Genomic DNA, 23,654 nt, shown 5'->3' on the forward strand with positions numbered 1-23,654 from the left:
ACGGCCCCGGGGGTTGCACCTCAGGCCAGGCCGCAGCCCCCCAGCACCAGTTGCAGCACCGTGGCGCCGCCCTGTGCCTGGGCCTGCTCATCGAGGGGAGGGCAGTCCAGCACCGCGCGGATCTGCGGGTCGAAATCGGCGTAGGTCTGGGTCATCGCCCAGATGGCGAAGAAGAGGTGCGGCGGGCTGACCGGCCGCATGCGGCCTTCGGCAATCCACCCCTCGATGACGGCGGATTTCTCCCGCACCAGGGCGCGCAGGGGTCCGGCCAGGTAGCTTTGCAGATAGGGCGCCCCGTGCAGCACCTCGTTGGCGAAGACCCGCGAGGCCTGCGGCCGCTGCCGCGACCAGCGCATCTTGGCGCGGACATAGGCCGACAGCGCCTCGGCGGGGTCCGCCTCCGGCCGGATCGGATCGGTGGCGGAGAGCCAGAGGGTCAGGATGCCTTCCAACACGGCGCGGTAGAGCGCCTCCTTGGTCCCGAAGTAGTAGTGCAGATTGGCCTTGGGCATCGCCGCCGCGGCGGCGATGCAGGACATGCTGGCGCCCTCGAAGCCGGCATCGGCGAAGACGCCTTCCGCCGCCTCCAGGATCAGGTCGAGGCGTGCCTGCCGCCGCCGGGAGCGGGGAGAGACGGCCTGCCGTCCGGACATCGGGCACCCTTCCTGCCTGCGCCCGCGGCGGCATGCCGTGGCACCGAACATTCTTGACCGTTCGGTCAGGATTTTCCTAGCCTCGCCGGGCGGCCCCTCCAGGCCTTCCCACGGGCGGGGCCCGCCGCAGGGGAAGTGGCGCGACGATGACCGACCTCAATCGACTTCGCGAGGGTCTCCGAGGGCACGGCGCGGCGCCGCGTCCGATCGTCCTGACCTCGCATCCGCAGCGTGGCGCCGCCCTGGCCTCGCCGCTGCTCTGGGGCGAGGCCGATCCGGCCCGGCGCGGCCCGGTCGTGGCGACGCTGCAGAACCCAGCGGTGCGCAACGCCATCGGGACCCATGCCGGCTCCTATGGCCTCTATCGCGCCCTGGCGGTGGCCTCCGGCCAGCTCCGGGCCGATCACCGGCCGGACTACCGCGACACCCGCCCGGCCAGTCCGATCGGGCCCTTTCCCGCCTGGAACGATCCCGCGAAGATCGTCTCCTTCGACCCCTGGGGGCACCTGGTGCCCGAGGTCTTCGCGGCGCAGATCGAGGCCGGGCTCGATGTCCGTCCGAGCATCGCCGTCACCCGGGCGCATATCAACATGCCGGAGCTGGCCGCCGCCGTGGCGGCCGGGCGGCTGGCGCCGGACGGCGAGGTGCTGCTGGCCAATGGCGATGCGCGGGTGACCAAGGTCGCCATCGAGCCGGTCTGGTACCTGCCCGGCATCGCAGCGCGCTTCGGGCTGGGCGAGACGGCGCTGCGGCGCGACCTCTTCGAGCAGACCGGCGGCATGTTCCCCGAACTGGTGACGCGGCCGGACCTGCGGGTCTTCCTGCCGCCGATCGGCGGCATGACGGTCTATCTCTTCGGCGACACCGGCAAGCTCGGCCGGCCCGAGACCCGGATCGCCTGCCGCATCCACGACGAATGCAACGGCTCGGACGTGTTCGGCTCCGACATCTGCACCTGTCGCCCCTATCTGGCGCATGGCATCGAGGCCTGCATCGGCATGGCGCAGGAGGGCGGGGTCGGCGCCATCGTCTACAATCGCAAGGAGGGGCGGGCACTGGGCGAGGTGACGAAGTTCCTCGTCTATAACGCCCGTAAGCGGCAGGAGGGCGGCGACCGCGCCGAGCGGTATTTCCAGCGCACCGAATGCGTCGCCGGGGTGCAGGACATGCGCTTCCAGGAGCTGATGCCGGATGTGCTGCACTGGCTCGGCATCACCCGCATCGACCGGCTGGTGTCGATGAGCAACATGAAGTTCGCGCCGATCACGGAGAGCGGCATCCAGGTGGTCGAGCGCGTGCCGATCCCGGAGGCGCTCATCCCGCCGGATGCCCAGGTGGAGATGGATGCCAAGAAGGCGGCCGGCTACTTCACCGAGGCGGTGCCGGGCGCGGAGGAACTCGCCAGGGCCAAGGGCCGCCCGCTTTGATCTCGGAGGCCGTGGCGCTGCTGCGCCAGCCCGCCACCATCCGGGCGCGCTGCCACGCCCTGCTGCGCCTCGCCGAGGCGGACGCCCTGGGGCACTTCCGCCTCCAGCCGGCGCGCCTGCCCGCCGCGGCCGATTACGTGACGGAGACGATCCGCGCGACCTATCCCGATCTGCGCATCCCCTACCATGCGCGCTGGCGCCATTTCGCCGCCGGCGGCCTGGATCGCTGGGGTGCGCTGGCGTCCCGCCTGCGGGACGAGGACGCCGCCCGGATCGCGCGGCGGCGCTTCGACCTCTGCCTGGTCTCGGTCCTGCTCGATGCCGGGGCGGGGCCGGACTGGCACTTCAAGGCGGGAGACGGGACCGTCCTGGCGCGCTCCGAGGGCCTGGCCGTGGCCAGTCTGGAAGCCTTCGCGGCGGGGCTCTTCTCGGACGTGGCCGGCGACCCGCTGCGTGTCGATGCCGCGGCGCTGGAGCGGCTGGAGGCGGGCGATCTGGCCCGCCTGTTCCAGGTGTCGCCGGAAAATCCGCTGACGGGGCTGGAGGGACGGGCGGCGCTGCTGCGCGGCACCGGCGCCGCCTTGCGCCGGGCGCCGCACCTCTTCCCCGGAGCGCGCCCCGGCGGGCTCTATGATGCCCTGCGGGCCGGGGCCGCGCCGGACGGCGTGCCGGCGGCGGAGATCCTCGCCGCGCTGCTGGAGGGGCTGGCGCCGGTCTGGCCGGCGCGGCTGACGCTGGACGGAGAGAATCTGGGCGATGTCTGGCGCCATCCGCAGGCCGCGCCGGAGGGGCCCGCACCCGGCCTGGTGCCGTTCCACAAGCTCTCGCAATGGCTCAGCTACTCGCTGGCCGAGGTGCTGGAGGATGCCGGCCTGCCGGTGCTGGCGCTGGATGCGCTGACCGGCCTGCCGGAATATCGCAATGGCGGGCTGTTCCTCGATCTCGGCGTGCTGGCGTTGCGCGATCCCGCCCTGGCGTCCGCCGTCCTGCCGGTGGATCATCCGGCCGTCGTCGAATGGCGGGCGCTGACCGTGGCGCTGCTCGATCGCCTGGCCGGGCTGGTGCGGGACAGGGTCGGCCTGGATGCCGCCGCGCTGCCCCTGGCCCGCGTGCTGGAGGGGGGGAGCTGGGCGGCCGGCCGGCGTATCGCCCGCGCGCTGCGCCCCGGTGGCGGACCGCCGCTGCGGGTGGCCAGCGACGGAACCGTGTTCTGAGGAAGGATCGTCCTGCCATGTCCGAGCCCGCCGCCATCCCCGACCAGGAGGTCTCCGGCCAGGTCCCTGGCCAGGTCCCCGGCCAAGTCCCCGGCCAAGTCCCCGGCCAAGTCACGGTGATCCGCCACCCGCTGGTGCAGCACAAGCTCACCCTGATGCGCCAGAAGCAGACCTCGACCGGCGAGTTCCGCCGCCTGGCGCGCGAGATCAGCCTGCTGATGGCCTATGAGCTGACCCGCGACCTGCCGATCGAGACGACCGGCATCGAGACGCCGCTGGAGCCGATGCAGGCGCCCATCCTGGCCGGCAAGAAGCTCTGCATCGTCTCCATCCTGCGGGCCGGGGACGGCATCCTGGAAGGCATGCTGGACCTGGTGCCCTCGGCCCGCGTCGGCCATATCGGCCTCTACCGCGACCCGCACACGCTGGTGCCGGTGGAGTACTACCTGAAGCTGCCGGAGGACGTGTCGGAACGGCTGGTCATCGTGGTGGACCCGATGCTGGCGACCGGCCACTCCGCCGCCGCGGCGCTGGCGCGGCTGAAGGAGGCGGGCGCCGAGCAGCTCCGCTTCGCCTGCCTGCTGGCCGCGCCCGAGGGCATCGGCGTGCTGGCCGAGGCGCATCCGGAGGTGCCGGTCTTCACCTGCTCGGTGGATCGCGAACTGGACGCGCATGCCTATATCCGTCCCGGCCTTGGCGATGCCGGGGACCGGCTCTACGGCACCAAGTAGGCGGCCGGCCGCCTCCCGCGCCGCCTTCTGCAGGGGAGGGACAACATGGACGGGATCTGCATCGCCGGCTGGGCGCATTCGCCCTTCGGCAGGCTGGACGACCCGGACGCCGAAAGCCTGATCGCGCGGGTCGCGGGCCCCGCGCTGGCGCATGCCGGGGTGTCGCCCGCGGAGGTGGACGGGGTCTTCCTCGGCCAGTTCAACAGCGGCTTCTCGAAGCAGGACTTCCCGTCCTCCCTGCCCATGCAGGCGGTGCCGGAGCTGCGCTTCAAGCCGGCGATGCGCTGCGAGAACGCCTGCGCCTCCGGTTCGGCCGCCATCCACGCGGCACGGGATTTCATCGGCGCCGGGCGGGGCGGCATCGCCCTGGTGATCGGCGTCGAGAAGATGACGGCCGCCAGCGCCGAGGCGGTGGGCGACAATCTGCTCGGCGCCAGCTACCGCCGCGAGGAAGGCGGCATCCCGGCCGGATTCGCCGGTGTCTTCGGCCGCATCGCCGAAGCCTACTTCCAGCGCCACGGCGACCAGTCGGACGCCCTGGCGATGATCGCCGCCAAGAACCACCGCAACGGGCTGGACAATCCCCTGGCGCAGCTGCGGCGTGACCTCGGCTTCGACTTCTGCCGCCATCCCAGCGAACGCAACCCGCCGGTCGCCGGCCCGCTGAAGCGCACCGACTGCTCTCCGGTCTCGGATGGCGCGGCCGCCCTGGTGCTGGCCGATGCGGAGACGGCGCGCGGCCTCGGCCGGGCGATCCGCTTCCGTGCCGCCGTGCAGGTGAACGATCTGCTGCCCATGTCCCGGCGCGATCCGACGCGTTTCGAGGCCGGGGAGATCGCCTGGGGGCGGGCGCTGGAGCAGGCCGGCCTGCGCCTGGGCGATCTTTCCTTCGTCGAGACGCATGACTGCTTCACCATCGCCGAACTGATCGAATACGAGGCGATGGGGCTGGTGCCGACCGGGCAGGGCGCGCGCGCCATCGCCGAGGGCTGGGTCGCGGCCGACGGACGCCTGCCCGTCAACCGCTCCGGCGGACTGAAGGCCAAGGGCCATCCGGTGGGCGCCACCGGCGTGTCGATGCACGTGATGGCGGCGATGCAACTGGCCGGCGAGGCGGGCGCCATGCAACTGCCCCGCGCCGATATCGCCGGCGTCTACAACATGGGCGGCACGGCGGTGGCGAATTACGTCTCCATCCTCGACCGCCTTCCGGAATGAGCGGGACGGGATCTTGACCGCGGACGCCGCGCGGCGTCCCATCGGCCTGTCCGGAAAGCCGAACAGGAGAAACGTCATATGCGCGCTTGGGCCGTGGTCGAATGTGGGAAGCCCCTGCAGGACATCGAGATGCCGACGCCGGAGCCGAAGGGCGAGGAGGTGCTCCTCGAGGTCACCCATTGCGGCGTCTGCCATTCCGACCTGCATATCTGGGAAGGCAGCTACGACATGGGCAGCCGCGGCGCGATGTCGCTCACGGAACGCGGCGTGAAGCTGCCGCTGGCCATGGGTCATGAGATCATCGGCAAGGTCGTCAAGCTCGGCCCCGAGGCCAAGGGCGTCGCCGTCGGCGACCACCGCATCGTCTTTCCCTGGCTCGGCTGCGGCACCTGCCCGCGCTGCGAGGCGGGGCAGGACAACATGTGCCAGGTCAAGCCGCTGAGCCTCGGCGTCTTCCAGAACGGCGGCTATGCGACCCATGTGCTGGCCCGCAAGCCCGAGCATCTGGTGGCCTTCGACGGGCTCGATCCGGCGGTCGCGGCGACCTATGCCTGTTCCGGCATCACCGTCTATTCCGCCATCCGCAAGGTGATGCCGATGGCGCCCGACCAGCCGATCGTCGTCATCGGCGCCGGCGGCCTCGGCCTGAACGCCATCGAGATCCTGAAGGCCCTCGGCCACAAGCGCATCTGCGTCGTCGACATCTCGGAGGAGAAGCTGGCGGGGGCGCGTGAGGCGGGGGCCACCGATACGGTGCAGGCCGCCGGCGAGGACACCGCCGCCCGCGTCATCGCCGCCTGCGGCGGGCCGGTGGACGCGATCATCGATCTCGTCAACGGTACCTCCACGGCGCGATTCGCCGTCGATGCCCTGGCGAAGGGCGGGCAGTTGATCCAGGTCGGGCTGTTCGGCGGCGAGATGGTGGTGCCGCTGCCTCTGATGGCGACGCGGGCGCTCAGCATCCGCGGCAGCTATGTCGGCAATCCGCAGGATCTGCGCGAGGTGGTCGGGCTGGCGCAGGAGGGCAAGCTGCAGCCGCTGCCGGTGTCGACCGTCCCGCCTTCCGAGGTCAACAACGTGCTGAACCGCCTGCGGGATGGGAAGGTGCGCGGACGGGTCATCCTCGCTTCGACGTGACGCCTCTGGAATAAGTTGTTAACCTGCCGGCACTGCAACCAGGCGGTGCCGGTGGACTCCATATCCTCAATCATTCCTGGCCCTGACGGCCTGGCGGAGCCCTTCGTTCCGCCCCATCCGCCACGCCCCCGACGACTGGCGCCGCTGCCGGAGTTCCTGCGGGCGCTGCGCCGGTCCTTCCTCGACATCTGGCCACAGCCGAGTTTCGAGCAGGACTTCGCACATCGCCGGATCCTGCTGCGCGACATCTTCCTCTGCAACAGCCCCGCCACCGTGCAGGAAGCCTTCGTCGACCATGCCCTCGATATCGAGCGCAAGTCGCCGCAGATGCGCCATGCCCTGCGCCCGTTGCTGGGCGACGGGCTGTTCATCAGCGATGGCGCGCTGTGGAAGGAAAGGCGGCGGGTCGTGGCGCCCGTCACCCATGTCTCGCGCCTCGCCTCCCTGACGCCGCCGATCACCGAGGCGGCCGGCGAGCGTGCCGCGGCCTGGCGGGCGCGGGATCCGGCGCAGCCGATCGACATGCTGGCCGAGATGGGTCACCTGACGGCGGAGATCATCTGCCGCACCATCTTCGGCCGCCAGCTCGGCGGCAATGCGGCCGCCACGGTGGTCGGCGCCTTCGCCGAGTACCAGCGCGCCGTCGGGCAGACCGACCTGCTGTCGCTGCTCGGCCTGCCGGACTGGATGCCGCGCTGGCAACCGCGCCGGGTACGGCAGGCCAGCCGGCGTATCCAATCGGTGCTGGACGGGCTGATCGCCGGCATCCTGTCCGGCGCGGGCGAGGGCGAGGCCAGCCTGATCCGTGCCATGGCCGAGGGCGTCAATCCGGCCACCGGCCGGCGCATGGACCGGGAAGCCTTCCGCAACGAGGCCGCCGTGCTCTTCATGGCGGGGCATGAGACCACCGCCAATACCCTGGCCTGGGCCTGGTACCTGTTGAGCCAGTCGCCTTCCGCCCTGGCACGCGTCCAGGCGGAGGCCGATGCCCTGCCCGGGCCGGCGGCGCGGTTCTCCGACATGGCGGGCCTCGCCTTCACCCGGGCCGTGGTGGAGGAAACGCTGCGCCTCTATCCGCCCGTCGCGCTGCTGGCACGCGAGGCGGTGGCGGAGACCACCATCGCGGGACGGCGCGTGCCCAAGGGCTCGCTGGTGCTGGCCGTGCCCTGGCTGCTGCATCGCCACCGCAAGCTCTGGAGCCAGCCCGACGCCTTCATCCCCGAACGCTTCCTGGCCGGTGGGGAGGCCGCCACCAAGCCGCGTTACACCTGGATTCCCTTCGCCATCGGGCCCCGCGTCTGCACCGGCGCGGCCTTCGGCCTGACCGAGGCGGTGCTCTGCCTGGCCACGCTCTGCCGCGCCGTCACGCCCCGGCTGGTGCCGGGCACGACGGTCTATCCGATCTGTCGCCTGACCCTGCGGCCGGGGGATCGGCTGCCCATGCTGCTGGAGCCGCGCCATGGCTGAGGGGCGGACGCGGCGGCTGCTGCGATGGCTCGACAATGGCAAGGACCTGGCCCTGCACGAGGGCATGCGCAGGCTGCCGACGCCGTGGGTCTCGGATCTCGGGGCGGGGCTGGCCCGGCTCGGCGCGTATGGCCGGCACAGGAGCAAGATCGGGCGCGCCGTGGCGGCGCTCGATCATCTTCGCCCCGATCTCGACGCGGCGGGCCGGCACGACCTGGCGCTGCGGAACTTCCTGCAGATCGGCCGGACCATGGCGGAGTTCTCCTGCATGGACCGGTTCTGGGAGGAAGGCCGGGTGGAGATCGTCGGGCGGGAGAACCTCCCCGGCAACAACGTCATCCTGGCCCTGCTTCATCTCGGCAACTGGGAGGCGTTGAATGCGGCGGTGACGGGGATGGGCCTGTGGGGCTGCAGCATCTATCAGCCGCCGAGCAGCGCGGCGCAGCACGCCATCGCCGTGCGGGCGCGGCGGCGCGTGAGGAACGATGCCATCCCGGCCTCCACCATGGCGCCCCGCCAGGCCCTGCGGGTTCTCGGGGAGGGCGGCCTCGTGGGCATCTTCGTGGATGAGTACCTGCATGGCCGTGTGAACGCCCCGGCCTTCGGCCGGCCACCGGCACCGGGGGGCAATATCGCCCTGGTGCCGCGTCTGGCGCGCAAGGCCGGGGTCCCCGTGGTCCCGGGCTTCGCGCTGCGCCGGCCCGGCCCCCGGTTCGAGGCGCATTTCCTGCCGCCGGTGCCGATGAGCGGTGACGCGGCCCGCGATCAGGCGGCGCTGGAGGCCGTCATCGAACCGGTGATCCGGGCGAATCTCGAGCAGTGGTTCATGCTCTATCCCTTTCGCCCGGATTGCTGAGGCGGCTCAGCCGAGCCGCGCCTCGATCCAGCAGGCCCAGGCGAGCAGCGCCGCATCCGCGCCGGCGGGGGCCACGAGCTGGATGCCGAGCGGCAGGCCCTTCGGCCCCGTCCCGGCCGGCAGGCTGATGCAGGGGCCGTGCAGCGCCGTCCACACCGCGTTGCAGACCGGCTCGCCGGTGGCGCCCAGCCCTTCCGGTGCCTCGCCGGGCGCGGCCGCCGTCAGCAGGATGTCGTGGTCCGTCATGAGCGCGCGGAAGGCCGCGCGACCTTCCGCGAAGGCGCGGCGCGCGGCGGCCAGCCCGGAGGCCGGAATGTCGGCGGCCCAGTCGAGCTTCTCGTTCAGCCCCGCGGAGATGGCCTCCCGGTGGTGCGCGCGCTCCCAGGCCAGAGCCTGCAGGCTCTCGCCCTGCATCACCACCGGATGCGCCTCGTCGGCCTTCACGATGGCCTCCGGCAAGGCGATGCGCGTTACGCGCGCGCCGGCCCGGGCGCAGCGCCCGGCGACCTCCTCCAGCAGGGCATGGGTCTCGGGGCTGAGCCGCTCCGCCGCCGGCCCGGCGCAGAAGGCGATGCGTGGCGGCGCCTCCGGGCCCGGCATGGCCGCGATGCCGGTCAGTGCCTCCAGGAACAGGGCGCAGTCGGCGGCGCCGCGCCCGAAGAGGCCGATGGTGTCGAGGCTCTCGCTCATCACCTTCATGCCGCTGCGGTGGATCAGACCATGGCTCGGCTTGAAGCCGGCAATGCCGCAATAGGCGGCCGGACGCAGGACGGAGCCGGCCGTCTGCGTGCCGAAGGCCAGGGGGAAGAAGCCGGCCGCCACCCCCGCCGCGGAACCCTGGGAGGAACCGCCCGGCGTATGGGCCGGATTGTGGGGATTGGTGGTCGGGCCCGGCCGGCGCGTCGCGAATTCCGTGGTCACCGTCTTGCCCATGACGATGCCGCCGGCGGCGCGGGTCAGGGCGACCGCCGCGGCATCGGCACGGGGGCGATGGCCGTCCCAAATGGGCGAGCCGTAGCCGGTCACCTGGTCCGCCGTGTCCAGCACATCCTTCACGCCGACCGGCAGGCCGCGCAGCGCTCCGGCTCCGGCTCGCGCCGCGGCGGCACGGGGCAGGGCGGGGTCGAGGGCCGCGAAGGCCCGGACGGTGTCCTCGCGGCTGGCGATGCGATCAAGGCAGGCCTCGACGAGTTCGTCCGGGGAAAGCCGGCCGGCGGCGATGTGCCGGGCGGCTTCGGTGGCGGGAAGGTCGGCGGGATGGCTCATGGGACGATGCTAGCCAAAGCCATGGCCGCGCCCAGCCCCTTTCGCGCAAAAGATCGGCCGACGCCGCGAGAAGCTGGAGGTTCGTGAAGATACGTAATAAGAATGTATTCGCAACAAACCGGAGACGCGCGGGTCATGGACATGAACAGGCGCATGACGGCGGAATTTCTCGGTACGGCCTGGCTGACGTTCGGCGGCTGTGGCAGCGCGGTGCTGGCGGCGGCCTTCCCGGAACTGGGGATCGGCTTCCTCGGCGTCGCCCTGGCCTTCGGCCTGACGGTGCTGACCATGGCCTATGCCGTCGGGCATATCTCGGGCGGGCATTTCAATCCGGCGGTGACCTTGGGTCTCTGGGCCGGCGGCCGGATCCCGGCCAGCTACATCCTCCCTTATGTCGCGGCGCAGGTCGTCGGCGCCGTGGTCGCGGCGGCGGTGCTCTATCTGATCGCCAGTGGCAAGCCAGGCTTCGAGGTGGCCGGCTTCGCCTCCAACGGCTATGGCACGCTCAGCCCGGGCGGGTACAGCGCCATGGCCTGCTTCCTGATGGAGGTTGTCGCGACGTTCTTCTTCCTGGTCATCATCATGGGCGCCACCGCGCCGCGTGCACCGGGAGGCTTCGCGCCGATCGCCATCGGGCTTGGCCTGACCCTGATCCATCTGATCGCCATCCCGGTGACCAATACCTCGGTCAATCCGGCGCGCAGCACCGGCCCGGCCCTGATGGCCGGCGGCGCCTATCTCGGCCAGCTCTGGATGTTCTGGCTGGCGCCACTGCTGGGCGGTGTGCTCGGCGGCGTCATGGCCCGCATCCTCGGCAGCGAGCCCGCCTCCGCGGACCGGCCGCACATCGCCACGCCGGGCGCGCCCGCGGAGTAGGCACGGCCCCGGCGGTTTCGGGGCCGGGGCGCCGGGGCTGGGGTGCCGGGGCTGGCATCCCGGCGCCCGCAGCCCCATTCTCCAGGGATGCCCTCAGGCTTTCGTCACAGCGGCACGTCGCAGGCGGGCCAGCCCATCCGTGTCGCCCTCTCCGAGGACGGCGTCCTGCATTATGCCGTCCCAGGCACGCCCGAATCCCTGCCCGCGGTCTCTCCCCAGGCGCTCACGCAGGCCTGGGAGGTGGCGCGCGCCGCGGCGGCGGCCGAAGCCTGGGGCCCGCACCGCACCCTGGTCTTCCAGGGCGGCCCGGTGCTCTCCCTGGCCGATGCCGACGCCGCATGCTGGGCGGAAGCGGTGGACCGGGCCTTCAGCCTGTCCACCGTGGCGGGCGTGGCGCTGTGCCTGCGGCTTCTGGCCCTCGTGGAACTGCTGGGTCGCGCCCGCTGGATGAGTGGTCTCTATGCCATCGCCACCGACGGAATCGAGCTGCACCCGGCCCTGCTGTCGGCAGCGGCGACGCAGCGGCTGGACGCGGCGGCCCGTTTCGACGAAACCGGCATGAAGCGAGTGTTGTCCCATCGCATCGCGGGCGGTGGCGGGTGAGGAATGGCGGGCAGGCCTGAAGGCCGGCCGGGGTTCGTCGCGCCGCTCTCCACCGCCGTGCGGGGTCCTGCCGGAGAGAGCGCCATGAAACGTCTAGTCCTTCCCCTGCTGCTGCTGTCCACCGCCTGCGCGATGCCCGCGCGCGATGGCGAGGAGCGGCAGGCGGATTCGGCGGCGGCCCGCGCCTGCCGCGCCGATGTCGAACGCCAGATGCGCTTCCGCGAGCGGGGGCAGACCATGCGCGTGGATGAGGCCGAATCGCGCATCGGCACGGGCGCCTTCATCGGCAATCCGCTCGAGCGCAGCCAGTTGGGCGCGCGCTTCGAGCAGGACCGGATGATCGATGAATGCCTGCGCAACGCGCGGGATTCGGGTCCGTCCGGCGGCAGCCCGGGAGCCGGCCGGGGTTCCTGACCCTGCCTCTGTTCCGCTCCCCCTTCGGGGCCCTCACGCGCGCCCTCGCCAGCCGCAACGCCAGGATCTTCTTCGGCGCCAGCTTCATCTCCTGGACCGGCCTCTGGATGCACCGGATCGCGGTGGCCTGGCTGGCCTGGGAGATGACGCACAGCGCCCTCTGGGTCGGCCTCGTCGCCTTCTGCGACCTGGCGCCGGCCACCGTCATCAGCCCGATCGCCGGCGCCATCGCGGACCGGGTGGACCGGCTGCGCCTGGCGACGATCTCCCAGGCCGTGATCGGGCTCGAGGCCGCCACGGTGGCGACGCTGGTGGCGACCGGGGCCATGCGGATCGAGTATCTGCTGGTGCTGGAACTGATCAGCGGCACCGCCGCCAGCTTCGCCCAGCCGGCGCGGCAGACGCTGATGCCGGGGGTCGTCGGACCTGGCGACCTGCCGGCGGCCGTCGCCTGCAACTCCCTCGTCTTCAACATCGCCCGCTTCATCGGCCCGGCGCTGGCAGGACCGGTCATCGCCGGCTTCGGCGTGGCGCCGGCGGTGGCCTGCAACGCGGTGGCCTATCTCAGCGCCGTCGTCACCATGCCGATGTTGTCGGTGGACCTGGCGCATCGCCGCGGCCATCCGGCGACCGGCAGCCTGCTCAGCGAGGTGACGGAGGGCATCCGCTACGTAGCGCGGCACCCGGGGCTGGGGCCGCTGCTGCTCTATGCCGCGAGCCTCGGCATCCTGCTGCGCGGCGTGCAGGAACTGCTGCCGCCCTATGTGGAGCGGCTGTTCGGACGGGGCGCGGAATCGCTCGCCATGCTCACCGCCTGCTTCGGCATCGGCGCGCTGGTGGCCGGGCTCTGGCTCGCCTCCCGGGGCCGGATCGCCGGCGCGACGCGGATCGCCATCTTGGGCGGGCTGCTGCAGGCCCTGGCCACGGCGGGCTTCGTGGCAACGGGCTGGTTCGGGGTCGGCCTGCTCTGCGCCGCCGCGATCGGCGCCACCGCCTCCCTGCACGGCATCTCGGTGCAGCAACTGGCGCAGACAGCTGCGGCGCCGGAAATGCGGGGACGGGTTCTCGCCCTCTGGGGGCTGATCACCCGGGCCTGCCCGGCGCTCGGCGCCATCATGCTCGGCGCGGCGGGTGAGGCCTATGGGCTGCGCATCCCGACCCTGGTCGGCGTGCTGCTCGCGCTGCTGGCCTTCGCCTGGGGCATGACCCGCTACCGGCGAATCGAGGCGGAGCTGGAGAGCCCGCCGGATGGAGGAGAGAACCGATGAGCTTGCGGGCCGCGATCGTGGGTATGGGCCGCTGGGGGCGCACCCTGGTGGAGAGCGTTCAGGACGAGGCGGGGGCCGGCATCCGCTTCGTCGCCGGCAGCACCGGCACGCCGGAGAAGGCGAGCGACTGGGCGGCCTCGAAGGGGATCCGCCTCCTGCCGGACTACCCGGCGGTGCTGGCCGATCCGGAGGTCGAGGCCGTGGTCCTCGCCACGCCGCATGGCCAGCATGCCGAGCAGGTCATCGCGGCGGCGCGGGCGGGCAAGCATGTCTTCGTCGAGAAGCCCTTCACCCTGAGCAAGGCCAGCGCGGAGGCGGCGGTGGCGGCCTGCCGCGAAGCCGGCGTGGTCCTGGCGCTCGGGCACAACCGGCGCTTCCTGCCTGGCGTGGCGGAGCTGCGGGCGATGCTGGGGGATGGCCGCATCGGCACCCTGCTGCATGTCGAGGGCCAGTTCAGCGGGCCGGGCGCGATCGCCTACAGGCCCGGCATGTGGCGCGCCGACCGGCACGAGAGCCCGCTCGGCGGCATGGGCGGCATGGGCATCCACATGATCGACATGATGATCAACCTGGCCGGCCCTATCACCGAGGTCACCGTGCACAGCACGGCGCGGGTGCTGGAGAACGGGCTGGACGACACCACCGCCATGCTCTGCCGCTTCACCAGCGGCGCCACCGGAACCTTCGCCACCCTGGCCTATGCTCCCCGCTGCTGGCGCGTGGCGCTCTATGGCTCGGAAGGCTGGGCCGAGCTGAGCGACCATGAGCACCTCGTCTATCGGCCCCGCGAGGGCGAGGGCTTCGTCCGCGATTTTCCGAAAGTGGATATCGAGCGCGCGGAACTCGCGGCTTTTGCCGCGGCCGTGCGGGGCGATGCCGCCTATCCGCTGCCGCTCGACCAGGCGGTGCACGGCGTTTCGGTCTTCGAGACCATGATCGCCGCGGCGGCCTCGGGCGGCGGCCGGGCGGTGCCCTGATCGGCCCCTCTCTTGCGGCAGCGGCGCCCACATCCTAGAAGCGCCGGCATCCTATCGCGCGCCGCCGATCTCCGGCGCGCGCCATCCGGCCCGACCCGGGCCGATTTCGGGAGCAGGTGGAAGCTATGAGCAAGATTACCCGTCACCAGAGCAATCCGGTTCTCTCCGGGGCTGTCGAGTATCATGGCTTCGTGTTCCTGGCCGGCATGACGGCCGACGACCTGTCCCAGGACGTCCTGGGACAGACCCAGCAGGTGCTGGCCAAGATCGACGCCGCGCTGGAAGGTCACGGCACCGACAAGACCCGGCTGCTGCAGGCCCAGATCTGGCTGAAGGACATCCGCGACCGCGAGGCGATGAACAAGCTCTGGGTCGAGTGGCTGCCGAAGGAGGGCGCGCCGGCCCGTGCCTGCGTGCAGGCCAATATGGCGGACCCGCGCCACTTGGTGGAGATCATGGTCACCGCCTGCCGCTGAGCCACCTGATCACGGCTTGATGAGATGGCGCTGGAAACTTCCAGCGCCATTTTCGCTTTATAGGCGAAGGTCCGGGAATCGTTCGGTTTTGCACCTGTTGCCAATCTGCCACCACACTGTGTCTTAGGCATTGAATTCATTTATTTGCAGGATAGTATTCTTAATACTTCGTGTATTGCGGCACGCGAAACGACAAATCACGCCGTGTTTCGCTCCATGTCGGACGTCGGCATTGCCGATCCCTTCACGCTCTTGCTACCGCCATCGGGCCGCGTCGAAAGCGCGGTGGGGGACAGAGTGATCGGGGGTCATTTCAGGATGCGTGCTGGAAGCGCGGCGGCAGTCGCCGCCATCCTGCTGGGAGTAATGACGGTGGGTTCGGTGGGGGCCGAAGCCACGTCCAGTCGAAATGCACGGGATGGCGTCAAGCAGCCGCGCCCGGCGCTGCAACAGGCTTCGTTGCGCAGCGCGAAGCCGCAGGCCAGCAAGATGCAGGTGTCGCGGCAGGGCGCCTTTCTTCTGCCGAGCGGCTATCCGCCGAATGCGACCGGCGTCTCCTGCGTGCCCTATGCGCGGGCGGTCAGCGGGGTCGAGATCGTCGGCAATGCTCACACCTGGTGGGCTGGCGCGGCCGGCGTCTATTCGCGCGGCCATCGGCCGGAGCGGGGCGCGGTGCTGAGCTTCAAGGCCACCGGCGGCATGCGTCTCGGCCACGTCGCGGCGGTGTCGCAGGTGGTCAGCGCGCGCGAGATCCTGATCGATCACGCCAACTGGGAAGGGCCGGGCATCCGTAAGGGAACGATCATGCGCGGCGTCTCCGTGATCGACGTCTCGGACCGCAACGACTGGACCGCGGTCCGCGTGCAGGTCGGCCGTGGAGGCGAGGCCTATGGTCGCGTCTATCCGACCAATGGCTTCATCTACAACCGACCCTCCGAGGTCATCATGACCAATGCCAGCGGCCGCGAGGAACTGGCGGAGGCGCCCGCCAGCGCGCATGCCGGCCACCTCGAAGGTGCTGTGCAGGACCTCAACCTGGACGCCGCGGCGCGCTGAGGCGGGGTCCTCGCCCCCGGTGCACATCCTCCGGGCCACGTTGCCCTGAGGGCGTCGCCGCCGCTATCTTCCGCCCCCTGACGTGAGGTGGTGGATGCGCGAATACAGGCCGCATGCGGCCCATTGGGGCAGTTTCGACGCGATCATCGAGGATGGGCGCCTCGTCGGGGTAAGGCCCTTCGCGCATGATCCGCAGCCGGGAGCGCTGATCCAGGCGGTCCCGGACGTGGTGCAGTCCGCCGCGCGCATCGATCGTCCGCATGTCCGTGCCGGATGGCTGCGCGGCGAGCGCCGGGGCTCCGAGCGGGGCGACCGCGACTTCGTGCCCGTGCCCTGGGACCAGGCGATCCGCCTGGTCGCCGAGGAAACCCGTCGGATCCGCCAGGCGCATGGCGACGCATCGATCTTCGGCGGGTCCTACGGATGGTCCTCCGCCGGCCGGTTCCATCATGCCCGCAGCCAGTTGCATCGCTTCCTGGGGCTGGGCGGTGGCTTCACCACCCAGGTAACCAACTATTCCTACGGCGCCGGCATGACGCTGATGCCGCATATCCTGGGCACCAACGAGGTCGTGCACGGGCCGGTGACCGACTGGTCGAGCCTGGAGAAGCACACCCGGGTGATGTTCTGCCTGGGCGGCCTGCCGCTCAAGAACACGCTGGTCACCTCCGGCGGCGCCGGGGCGCATGAATACATTCCCTGGCTCCGGCGGCTGGTGGCGGCCGGGGTGCGGTTCATCAACGTCTCTCCGCTGCGGAGCGACGCGCCGGACTTCCTCAACGCCGAATGGGTGCCGATCCGGCCCAACACGGACACCGCCCTGCTCCTCGCCATGACCCATGCGCTGTTGCGGGAGGGCCGTGAGGACCGCGGCTTCCTGTCCAGCCATTGCGTCGGCTGGGACAGGTTGCGGCCCTATATCCTCGGCGAGAGCGATGGGGTCGCCAAGACGCCGGAATGGGCCGCGCCGATCACCGGAATCCCCGCCGGGCGCATCCGCTCCCTGGCGCTTGATCTGGCCTCGGCGCCCAGCATGCTCGGCGCCACCTGGTCGCTGCAGCGCGCGGAGCATGGCGAGCAGCCCTGGTGGGCGCTGGTGGCGCTGGCGGCCATGCTGGGCGGCATCGGCAAGCCGGGGCAGGGCGTGAGCTTCGGTTACGGCTCGATGAACGGCATGGGCACGCCGCGCCGCCACCTGCCTTCCGTCTCGATGCCCGCCGTGCGCAATCCGGGCGGCATCGCCATTCCCGTCGCGCGGGTGACCGAGTTGCTGGAACGGCCGGGCAGCATCTTGCAGTACAACGGGCGGGATATCCCGCTGCCGGACATCCGCATGATCTGGTGGGCGGGCGGCAACCCTTTCCATCACCATCAGGATCTGAACCGCCTGTTGCGCGCCTGGAACCGCGCCGAGACCATCGTCGTTCAGGAGCCATGGTGGACCGCAGCCGCGCGCCACGCCGATATCGTCCTGCCGGCGACGACGACGCTGGAACGCAACGACATCGCCTCCTCCTCCTCGGACCGTTTCGTGCGCGCCATGCACCAGGCCATCGCGCCCCTTGGCCAGGCCCGAAACGACCACGACATGCTGGCCGACATGGCCGAGCATCTCGGCTTCCGCGAACGCTTCACCGAGCAGCGAGACGAGGCGGCCTGGCTGCGCCACATCTATGAGCGCTGGCGCCAGGCCTGCGGGCGGCTGGGCGAGACGGTGCCGGACTTCGACCGCTTCTGGCAGGAGGGTCATGTCGAGATCCCGTCGCCGGAGGAGGATTTCGTCCTCTTCGCGGATTTCGCCGCCGATCCCGTGGCGCATCCCCTGAACACGCCGTCGGGAAAGATCGAACTCTACTCCGAGACCATCGCCGGCTTCGGCTATGGCGAGATCGGCGGCCATCCACGTTGGCAGGAGCCGAGCGAGTATCTCGGGGCGCCGCTCGCCGGGCGGTATCCGCTGCACCTTCTCTCCTACCAGCCGGCGACGCGGCTGCACGGCCAGCTCGACAACGGCCCGGTGGCGGCGGCCAGCAAGATCCAGGGGCGCGAGCCCCTGCTGATGCACCCCGAGGATGCCGCCGCGCGCGATCTGGCGGATGGCGACATCGTCCGCGTCCACAACGACCGCGGCGCCAGCCTCGCCGGGCTTCGCCTGGATGCCGGCATCCGGCCCGGCGTGGTGGCGATGGCAACGGGGGCCTGGTGGGACCCGCAGGGCGGGTTGGACGTGCACGGAAACCCGAATGTGCTGACCCGGGATGTGGGCACCTCGCGCCTCGGCCAGGGCTGTTCGGCGCAGAGTTGCCTGGTCGAGGTGGAGGCCTTCGAGGGCCCCGCCCCCGGAGTGACGGTTCACGCCCCGCCGCGCCCGCGCGTCGAGGCGGTCCGCGGAGGAGCTGCCTGACTGCGCCGGCAAGCCGGGAGATCGGCTTCGTCGGTGGGCCAATCGGCGCGTGGAGGGCGGTTCGGGGCCATCTCCGGCTGGCGCGAGAGCGAGGCCATCGCGACGTCACGCCGCATCCGTCCGGCGGCGGCGCCGGTGGATCAGAAGGGCCAGGGTGCCCGCCGCCAGAAGGCCGGCGGAAAGGGGCGCGGCCTCCCGCCAGGCCGGTGAGGCGGCGCTCCACCAGCTGGCGGCCTGGCCCGGCAGCAGGATCAGCGGTGCCCAGATCAGGGCCGAGGGAATGTTGGCACTCTGGAACCGCCCAGGCGACATGGCGGAAAGGCCGGCCACAACGGGGATGAAGGCCCGCAGCGGGGCGAAGAAGCGGCTGATGAAGACCGCCCACCACCCCCAGCGCCGGAAGCCCAGGACCGATCGGGCATAGGTCCGGCGCCACCGGCTTGGCAGGTGGCGCCGGACCAGCCCTGGCCCCAGCCAGCGCGCGAGCAGGTAGCCGGAGGTATCGCCGAGCGCCGCGCCCAGCATGGCGCCGGCGAGAACCGGGAGTGCCGGCAGGACGTCAGCGGCGACGAGGGCCCCGACGCCCAGCAGAAGGGCCGAGCCGGGAATGAAGAAGCCGAGCAGCGGCAGGGATTCCAGAAAAGCGAGCAGGAACACCACCACCGCCGCCCAGTCCTGGCGGGCCTCGATCCAGGCCAGCGCGGGAAGGAGATGTTCCTGCATCCGTGCCGGCTATCGCGCCGCGGCGGCCCGGGGTCGATACCGCATCGACCGGATCGCGGAGAACAGCGACCAGGCCAGCAGGGCGAAGGTCAGGGCCAGGAAGCTGGCGCTGATCGGCCGCTCCAGGAAGACCATGGCATCGCCACGTGAGAGCAGCATCGCGCGGCGGACGTGCTCCTCCATCAACGGGCCGAGGATGAAGCCGAGCACCAGCGGCGCCGGCTCGAACTTCAGCAGCACCATGACATAGCCGACGATGCCGAAGATCATCACCAGCAGCACGTCGAAGGCGCTGTTGTTGACGCTGAAGACGCCGATGCAGATGAACAGCAGGATGGCGGGATAGAGGATGCCATAGGGAATGCGCAGCATGCGCACCCAGAGCCCGATCATCGGGATGTTCAGAACGACCAGCATGACATTGCCGATCCAGAAGCTGGCGATCAGGCCCCAGAACAGTTCCGGGTGCTCGGTGACGAGGCGAGGCCCGGGCTGGATGCCCTGGATGATCATCGCCCCCAGCATCAGCGCCATCACCGCGTCACCCGGGATGCCGAGCGTCAGGGTCGGGATGAAGGCGGTCTGCGCCGAGGCGTTGCTGGCGGATTCCGGCGCGCTGACGCCCTCCACCGCGCCCTGCCCGAAGCGCTCCGGCTTGCGGGCGATGCGCTTCTCCACCGCATAGGCGATGAAGGAGGCGATGGTGGTGCCGGCGCCGGGCAGGGTCCCGAAGAAGGAGCCGACACCGCTGCCCCGCAGCATGGCGCGCCAGGACTGCTTCACATCCGACTTCGTTGGCACCATGGAGCGGAGAGTGATCTTCTCCTGCTTCTGCTTGCTCACCTCGCGCATGCGCATGATGCTGGTGATGACCTCGGAGACACCGAAGAGGCCCATGGCCAGGGCGACCAGGCTGATGCCGTCGGCCAGCTGGGGGATGTCGAAGGTGAAGCGCTGCTGCCCGGTCTGCACGTCGGTGCCGACCATGCCGAGGGCCAGCCCCGCCAGCACCATGGCGATGCCCTTGGCCGGCGACCCCTGGGCCAGCGCGGCGGCGGCCACCAATCCCAGCAGCATCATCGAGAAGTAATCGGCCGGGCCGAAGGCGAGGGCGACGCCCGCCAGGGTCGGCGAGAAGGCGGTCAGGATCACGATGCCGATGGTGCTGCCGACGAAGGAGGCGATCGTGGTCATGAAGAGCGCGACGCCGGCGCGGCCCTGCTTGGCCATCGGATAGCCGTCCAGGCAGACCACCGCCGCGGCGGGCGTGCCGGGAAGGTTCATCAGGATGGAGGCGGTGGAGCCACCATACTGCGCGCCGTAGTAGATGCCGGCCAGCATGATGAGGGCGGCCGTGGGCGGCACGTAGAAGGTGAGCGGCAGGAGCATGGAGATCGTGGCCAGCGGCCCGATGCCCGGCAACACGCCGATGAAGGTGCCGAGAAAGACCCCCAGGAAGCAGTAGAGCAGGTTCTGGAGCGCGAAGGCCTCGCTGAAGCCCAGCGCCAGATTGGCGAACATATCCATCAGTAGGACCACCGGATGGCGGGAATGGGAATACCCAGGCCCTGGGTGAAGACCCCGACGGCAACGGCCGACAGGGCGGCGGCGAGGATGACGGTGGGCAGGATGCGGGACTGATTGTCCGCCACCGCCGCGGCCAGCGTCAGGGCCACGGTCGCGGGGATCAGCCCGAACCGCTCGACGATGAGCGCGAAGCACAGGATCGAGGCGCTGATCGTCAGGAATGGCCGCCACTCAGGCCGGGGCAGCTGGCCGGCGCGGAAAAGCCCGGGCAACAGCACCAGGATCCCGAAGAGCAGAACCAGCCCCCCGATGACCATGGGGAAGTAGCCAGGCCCCATGCGGCGCAGGCTGCCGATACTGTAGCCGGTGGAATAGAGCATGAACCAGGTGCCGCCGGCGATCAGCAGCAGCCCGCCGATGATATCCGTGTAATCGCGTGCGCTTCTCAAACGAACCCTCCCAGGGTGTTCTCGTGACAGTCAGCCCTTGAGTCCGAGCCGTTTCATCCGCTCCCAGAGGGTGGTGCGGGAGATGCCGAGCAACTGCGCGGCGTCGCCGACGCGGTTGCCGCTGCGGGTCAGCATCCGGCGGATGTGCTCCCGCTCGGCGGCATCCCGGGCCTCGGACAGGGAAAGGGGTGGGGCCTCGCGCGGCTGGCGCTCGGGGAAGAGATCCCCCGGCTGCAGGCGCGGCCCCTCGGACAGGACCATGGCGCGCTCGATGCGGTTGCGCAGCTCGCGCACATTGCCCGGCCATTCATGCGCCATCAGGGCGTCGAAGATCTCGGCGCCCATCTGCGGCTCCTCGCGGCCCAGCGCCGAGGCGAAGTGCTGCAGGAAATGCGCCGCGAGTTCGCCGAGATCCTCCGGCCGCTGCCGAAGGGGAGGCACGGTGAGCTCCACCACGGCGAGCCGGTAGTAGAGATCCTCCCGGAAGCGGCCCTCGGCCACACGGGCGCGCAGATCCGCGTTGCTGGCGGCGACGATCCGCGCCCCGAGCTTCTGCTCCTCCCGGCCACCCAGGCGGGTGAAGCGGCGCTCCTGCAGCAGGCGCAGCAGCTTGGCCTGGGAGGCCGGCCCCAGTTCGGCCACCTCGTCGAGGAAGAGGGTGCCGTCACCGGCCCGCTCCGCCATGCCGGGCTGGCGATCCAGGGCGCCGGTGAAGGCGCCTCGCTCATGGCCGAAGATCTGACTCTCCAGCAGGTCCGCCGGCAGCGCCGCGCAGTTCACCGCCATGAAGGGCGCCGCGGCGCGCGGGCCGGCCTCATGCAGGTGCCGCGCGGCGACCTCCTTGCCCGCGCCGCTCTCGCCGCCCAGCAGCACGGTCGTATCGACGCGGGCGAGCTTCAGCAGATGGCGGCGGAGCGTCTGCATGGCCGGCGAGCGCCAGCCCGCGCCGTCGCTGCGCGGTGCCTGGGGCGGCACCCAGCTCGCATAGCTGGCGAGCTTGTCGATCAGCAGCTGCGCCGGGAAGGGCTTCTCCACGTAGTCGTCCGCCCCGGCGCGCAACAACCGCACCGCCTGGGCCACGTCCCCGAAGGCGGTGACGACGATGATCGGCGTGCCGCCCAGCTCCGGCATCAGCCGGGTCAGCAGTTCCTCGCCATTGCCGTCGGGAAGGCGGATGTCGCAGACGATCAGGCTGGGGCGGTGGCGGCGGAGGATGGCCTCGCCCTCCCGCGCGCTGCGCGCCCAGCGTGTCTCCACGCCCTCCAGCGTCAGGCGTTGCTGGAGCGATTCACCAAGGACGGCATCGTCCTCGATCAGCACGACGGAACGGGGGGTGGCGGTCATGGCTCGTTCTCCTCCCGCGGCGGGATCCGGACGGTGATGCGGCTGCCGCGTTGCAGCGGCACGATGTCGATGCGCGCTCCCAGGGCGGCGGCCAGCTCCGCCGCGATGTCCAGGCCGAGGCCGCCGCCGTCCTGGCGGGCCTCGCCGCCCTCGCCGGCGCGTCCGGACAGCCGGCGCCCGGCCTCCTCGGGCAGGCCGCCGGCCTCGTCCTCGATCGAGAGAACCAGCGCCGCCGCCTCCTGCCGCACCTCCAAAAGCACCCGCCGGCCCGGCGGTGTCGCGGCCACGGCGTTCAGCAGCAGGTTCAGCAGAAGCTGGCGGAGGCGGAGAGCATCCGTCGGAAAGGCCGCGGGCAGATCGATCCGCCAGCCGAGCTGCACGCCGCCACGGCGGGCTTCCGGCATGATCAGGAGCTTGAGATCCTCGAGATCCTCCGCCGAGAGCGGGCGGCCGGTCTCTCCCTGGCGGTGCGTCGCCAGGGTGGTGCGCACCACCGCCTCGATCTGCCGCAGGCCACGCTCGACCAGATCGACAGCCCGTTCGCGTGGCGCCGGCGCCTCGCCGAACCGGCGTATGGTGTCGAGCGCCGTCAACATGCCGGCCAGGGGATTGCGGACCTCATGGGCCACGCTGGCCGCCAGGCGGCCCAGCACGGCGGCGCGTTCCCGTTCGGCCAGGCGGGTCGCCAGCTCCTCGCGCTCGCGCAGGCGGCGGACCATGAGGTTGAAGGCCGAGGCCAGCCGGCTGGCCTCGCTGTCCCGCGCGTTGAGCGGAAGGGAATCGAAGTGTCCGGCGGCCGCGCGGTCGAGCGCCGCCGTCACGGCCAGGAAGGGTCGCATCAGGTGGCGTGAGAAGAAGATGGCCAGCAGGGCGGCGACGGCGGCCAGCAGGAGATCGACCAGCATCAGGACAAGGGTCAGCCCCCGGCGCCGCTCGGCCTGCTCCGGAAAGGCGATCTGCGCGGCAACCAGGGCCACCACCTGCCCATCCTCCAGCAACTCCCTCTGGGCCCAGGCCATGTCGCCGCGCTCGTTAAGAGACCAGTGAACGCCGATCACGCCGTAGGCCATGGGCGGCTGGCCGATCGGCTGGCCGGCGCGGGCCAGCGTCAGGCCGTTCGGGTCGGCGACGACGATGGCAAGGTCGCTGACGCCACGCTGAAAGCCCATGCCGCGCTCCAGCGTGGCCTCCAGCGCGGCGAAGTCACCGGCCCGGAGCGGCGGCAGGGCGACGCCGGACAGGCTGTCGATATAGACATCCGCCAGCCGCTCCACCTCGCGGTCCAGCTCGCCTTCCATGACATGGATGGCCAGGTGGGTCGTACTGACCGAGGAGATGAAGACGACCAGCCCCACCAGCACGGGCAGGCGGACAGCGATGGTCCAGCGCCGGCGCGGTGAGGGAAGGGCGCGGGCGTCGTCCCGGGAAGGGGCGGGTCCGGTGGCGGGGGACTGCGGAGGACGCATGGCCATCATCACCCAGGCCGGCGCGAGCCATCCCGCTCTCGGGGAAGAGCGGCCGGGCAGGCGATGGCGGGGACAAGGCGACAGGCGCATGCCCGGCCTTCT

22 protein-coding genes are annotated in these 23,654 nt (G+C 71.1%); 15 read left to right on the top strand and 7 right to left on the bottom strand.

The annotated features are described in order from the left end of the window. Window positions 1-20: 20 nt before the first annotated feature. Window positions 21-653, bottom strand: coding sequence for a TetR family transcriptional regulator C-terminal domain-containing protein (locus tag ACF3NH_RS15150; RefSeq protein ID WP_422923876.1), 633 nt, complete (start codon window positions 651-653; stop codon window positions 21-23). A 146-nt stretch (window positions 654-799) separates the two neighbouring features. Between ACF3NH_RS15150 and ACF3NH_RS15155 the strand changes: the two genes are divergently transcribed. The 7 genes from ACF3NH_RS15155 to ACF3NH_RS15185 all read left to right on the top strand — a co-directional run bounded on the left by ACF3NH_RS15155 (window position 800) and on the right by ACF3NH_RS15185 (window position 8,703). Beyond that, window positions 800-2,080: a GTP cyclohydrolase II gene (locus ACF3NH_RS15155; protein WP_422923878.1), complete on the top strand. Its 1,281-nt coding sequence runs from the start codon at window positions 800-802 to the stop codon at window positions 2,078-2,080. After that, window positions 2,077-3,294: a URC4/urg3 family protein gene (locus ACF3NH_RS15160; RefSeq protein ID WP_422923880.1), complete on the top strand. Its 1,218-nt coding sequence runs from the start codon at window positions 2,077-2,079 to the stop codon at window positions 3,292-3,294. Before ACF3NH_RS15155 ends, ACF3NH_RS15160 begins: the two co-directional genes overlap by 4 nt. A 17-nt stretch (window positions 3,295-3,311) precedes the next feature. Beyond that, entirely contained in the window at window positions 3,312-4,025 is a 714-nt protein-coding gene (gene upp / locus ACF3NH_RS15165; protein WP_422923882.1) for a uracil phosphoribosyltransferase, read from the top strand. A 45-nt stretch (window positions 4,026-4,070) separates the two neighbouring features. After that, the gene (locus ACF3NH_RS15170) at window positions 4,071-5,243 is read left to right on the top strand and encodes an acetyl-CoA acetyltransferase (RefSeq protein ID WP_422923884.1); all 1,173 of its coding nucleotides are present in this window, start codon (window positions 4,071-4,073) and stop codon (window positions 5,241-5,243) included. Between the two features lie 78 nt (window positions 5,244-5,321). After that, entirely contained in the window at window positions 5,322-6,380 is a 1,059-nt protein-coding gene (locus ACF3NH_RS15175; protein ID WP_198367734.1) for an alcohol dehydrogenase, read from the top strand. A gap of 51 nt (window positions 6,381-6,431) precedes the next feature. Then, window positions 6,432-7,847: a cytochrome P450 gene (locus tag ACF3NH_RS15180; protein ID WP_370592064.1), complete on the top strand. Its 1,416-nt coding sequence runs from the start codon at window positions 6,432-6,434 to the stop codon at window positions 7,845-7,847. Continuing rightward, window positions 7,840-8,703, top strand: a complete 864-nt coding sequence (locus ACF3NH_RS15185) for a lysophospholipid acyltransferase family protein (protein WP_422923887.1) — start codon at window positions 7,840-7,842, stop codon at window positions 8,701-8,703. Before ACF3NH_RS15180 ends, ACF3NH_RS15185 begins: the two co-directional genes overlap by 8 nt. A gap of 6 nt (window positions 8,704-8,709) precedes the next feature. On the opposite strand, the gene ACF3NH_RS15190 is transcribed toward ACF3NH_RS15185, so the two are convergent. Next, on the bottom strand, window positions 8,710-9,969 hold the full coding sequence (locus ACF3NH_RS15190) for an amidase (protein WP_422923889.1): 1,260 nt from the start codon (window positions 9,967-9,969) through the stop codon (window positions 8,710-8,712). Between the two features lie 135 nt (window positions 9,970-10,104). On the opposite strand from ACF3NH_RS15190, the gene aqpZ reads away from it, so the two are divergent. The 8 genes from aqpZ to ACF3NH_RS15230 all read left to right on the top strand — a co-directional run bounded on the left by aqpZ (window position 10,105) and on the right by ACF3NH_RS15230 (window position 18,043). Further along, on the top strand, window positions 10,105-10,845 hold the full coding sequence (aqpZ, locus tag ACF3NH_RS15195) for an aquaporin Z (protein WP_422923891.1): 741 nt from the start codon (window positions 10,105-10,107) through the stop codon (window positions 10,843-10,845). Window positions 10,846-10,932: 87 nt separating this feature from the next. Further along, the gene (locus tag ACF3NH_RS15200; RefSeq protein ID WP_232477373.1) at window positions 10,933-11,448 is read left to right on the top strand and encodes a hypothetical protein; all 516 of its coding nucleotides are present in this window, start codon (window positions 10,933-10,935) and stop codon (window positions 11,446-11,448) included. 84 nt (window positions 11,449-11,532) lie between these two features. After that, window positions 11,533-11,862: a hypothetical protein gene (locus ACF3NH_RS15205; RefSeq protein ID WP_198367737.1), complete on the top strand. Its 330-nt coding sequence runs from the start codon at window positions 11,533-11,535 to the stop codon at window positions 11,860-11,862. Beyond that, entirely contained in the window at window positions 11,796-13,130 is a 1,335-nt protein-coding gene (locus ACF3NH_RS15210) for an MFS transporter (protein WP_422923894.1), read from the top strand. The genes ACF3NH_RS15205 and ACF3NH_RS15210 overlap by 67 nt, the downstream gene beginning before the upstream one ends. Continuing rightward, on the top strand, window positions 13,127-14,107 hold the full coding sequence (locus tag ACF3NH_RS15215; protein WP_422923896.1) for a Gfo/Idh/MocA family protein: 981 nt from the start codon (window positions 13,127-13,129) through the stop codon (window positions 14,105-14,107). Before ACF3NH_RS15210 ends, ACF3NH_RS15215 begins: the two co-directional genes overlap by 4 nt. Window positions 14,108-14,232: 125 nt before the next feature. After that, window positions 14,233-14,583 (top strand): RidA family protein, encoded by a 351-nt coding sequence (locus ACF3NH_RS15220; RefSeq protein WP_198367740.1) that lies wholly within the window; start codon window positions 14,233-14,235, stop codon window positions 14,581-14,583. Window positions 14,584-14,799: 216 nt separating this feature from the next. Then, window positions 14,800-15,639, top strand: a complete 840-nt coding sequence (locus tag ACF3NH_RS15225; RefSeq protein WP_232477374.1) for a CHAP domain-containing protein — start codon at window positions 14,800-14,802, stop codon at window positions 15,637-15,639. A gap of 94 nt (window positions 15,640-15,733) precedes the next feature. Continuing rightward, entirely contained in the window at window positions 15,734-18,043 is a 2,310-nt protein-coding gene (locus tag ACF3NH_RS15230) for a molybdopterin-dependent oxidoreductase (RefSeq protein WP_422923899.1), read from the top strand. Between the two features lie 105 nt (window positions 18,044-18,148). On the opposite strand, the gene ACF3NH_RS15235 is transcribed toward ACF3NH_RS15230, so the two are convergent. The 5 genes from ACF3NH_RS15235 to ACF3NH_RS15255 are packed head-to-tail and all read right to left on the bottom strand — an operon-like array spanning window position 18,149 to window position 23,552. Continuing rightward, on the bottom strand, window positions 18,149-18,766 hold the full coding sequence (locus ACF3NH_RS15235; RefSeq protein ID WP_422923901.1) for a DedA family protein: 618 nt from the start codon (window positions 18,764-18,766) through the stop codon (window positions 18,149-18,151). A 9-nt stretch (window positions 18,767-18,775) separates the two neighbouring features. Next, on the bottom strand, window positions 18,776-20,293 hold the full coding sequence (locus ACF3NH_RS15240; protein ID WP_422923903.1) for a tripartite tricarboxylate transporter permease: 1,518 nt from the start codon (window positions 20,291-20,293) through the stop codon (window positions 18,776-18,778). Next, window positions 20,293-20,742: a tripartite tricarboxylate transporter TctB family protein gene (locus tag ACF3NH_RS15245; RefSeq protein ID WP_422923905.1), complete on the bottom strand. Its 450-nt coding sequence runs from the start codon at window positions 20,740-20,742 to the stop codon at window positions 20,293-20,295. The genes ACF3NH_RS15240 and ACF3NH_RS15245 overlap by 1 nt, the downstream gene beginning before the upstream one ends. 30 nt (window positions 20,743-20,772) lie before the next feature. Beyond that, the gene (locus ACF3NH_RS15250; protein WP_422923907.1) at window positions 20,773-22,086 is read right to left on the bottom strand and encodes a sigma-54-dependent transcriptional regulator; all 1,314 of its coding nucleotides are present in this window, start codon (window positions 22,084-22,086) and stop codon (window positions 20,773-20,775) included. Continuing rightward, window positions 22,083-23,552, bottom strand: a complete 1,470-nt coding sequence (locus ACF3NH_RS15255; protein WP_422923909.1) for a sensor histidine kinase — start codon at window positions 23,550-23,552, stop codon at window positions 22,083-22,085. The genes ACF3NH_RS15250 and ACF3NH_RS15255 overlap by 4 nt, the downstream gene beginning before the upstream one ends. Between the last annotated feature and the right edge of the window lie 102 nt (window positions 23,553-23,654).

It is taken from the genome of Pseudoroseomonas sp. WGS1072 (genome assembly GCF_049340465.1).
Taxonomy (GTDB): Bacteria; Pseudomonadota; Alphaproteobacteria; order Acetobacterales; family Acetobacteraceae; genus Pseudoroseomonas.

What these genes read in the sequence shown, in the direction of transcription:
- ACF3NH_RS15255 (WP_422923909.1), bottom strand. Translation starts at nt 23,552, where the DNA reads ATGCGTCCTCCGCAGTCCCCCGCCACCGGACCCGCCCCTTCCCGGGAC.
- ACF3NH_RS15155 (WP_422923878.1), top strand. Translation starts at nt 800, where the DNA reads ATGACCGACCTCAATCGACTTCGCGAGGGTCTCCGAGGGCACGGCGCG.
- ACF3NH_RS15220 (WP_198367740.1), top strand. Translation starts at nt 14,233, where the DNA reads ATGAGCAAGATTACCCGTCACCAGAGCAATCCGGTTCTCTCCGGGGCT.
- ACF3NH_RS15215 (WP_422923896.1), top strand. Translation starts at nt 13,127, where the DNA reads ATGAGCTTGCGGGCCGCGATCGTGGGTATGGGCCGCTGGGGGCGCACC.
- ACF3NH_RS15205 (WP_198367737.1), top strand. Translation starts at nt 11,533, where the DNA reads ATGAAACGTCTAGTCCTTCCCCTGCTGCTGCTGTCCACCGCCTGCGCG.
- upp (WP_422923882.1), top strand. Translation starts at nt 3,312, where the DNA reads ATGTCCGAGCCCGCCGCCATCCCCGACCAGGAGGTCTCCGGCCAGGTC.
- ACF3NH_RS15200 (WP_232477373.1), top strand. Translation starts at nt 10,933, where the DNA reads ATGCCCTCAGGCTTTCGTCACAGCGGCACGTCGCAGGCGGGCCAGCCC.
- ACF3NH_RS15175 (WP_198367734.1), top strand. Translation starts at nt 5,322, where the DNA reads ATGCGCGCTTGGGCCGTGGTCGAATGTGGGAAGCCCCTGCAGGACATC.
- ACF3NH_RS15250 (WP_422923907.1), bottom strand. Translation starts at nt 22,086, where the DNA reads ATGACCGCCACCCCCCGTTCCGTCGTGCTGATCGAGGACGATGCCGTC.
- aqpZ (WP_422923891.1), top strand. Translation starts at nt 10,105, where the DNA reads ATGGACATGAACAGGCGCATGACGGCGGAATTTCTCGGTACGGCCTGG.
- ACF3NH_RS15210 (WP_422923894.1), top strand. Translation starts at nt 11,796, where the DNA reads ATGCCTGCGCAACGCGCGGGATTCGGGTCCGTCCGGCGGCAGCCCGGG.
- ACF3NH_RS15235 (WP_422923901.1), bottom strand. Translation starts at nt 18,766, where the DNA reads ATGCAGGAACATCTCCTTCCCGCGCTGGCCTGGATCGAGGCCCGCCAG.
- ACF3NH_RS15190 (WP_422923889.1), bottom strand. Translation starts at nt 9,969, where the DNA reads ATGAGCCATCCCGCCGACCTTCCCGCCACCGAAGCCGCCCGGCACATC.
- ACF3NH_RS15225 (WP_232477374.1), top strand. Translation starts at nt 14,800, where the DNA reads ATGTCGGACGTCGGCATTGCCGATCCCTTCACGCTCTTGCTACCGCCA.
- ACF3NH_RS15240 (WP_422923903.1), bottom strand. Translation starts at nt 20,293, where the DNA reads ATGGATATGTTCGCCAATCTGGCGCTGGGCTTCAGCGAGGCCTTCGCG.
- ACF3NH_RS15150 (WP_422923876.1), bottom strand. Translation starts at nt 653, where the DNA reads ATGTCCGGACGGCAGGCCGTCTCTCCCCGCTCCCGGCGGCGGCAGGCA.
- ACF3NH_RS15185 (WP_422923887.1), top strand. Translation starts at nt 7,840, where the DNA reads ATGGCTGAGGGGCGGACGCGGCGGCTGCTGCGATGGCTCGACAATGGC.
- ACF3NH_RS15170 (WP_422923884.1), top strand. Translation starts at nt 4,071, where the DNA reads ATGGACGGGATCTGCATCGCCGGCTGGGCGCATTCGCCCTTCGGCAGG.
- ACF3NH_RS15230 (WP_422923899.1), top strand. Translation starts at nt 15,734, where the DNA reads ATGCGCGAATACAGGCCGCATGCGGCCCATTGGGGCAGTTTCGACGCG.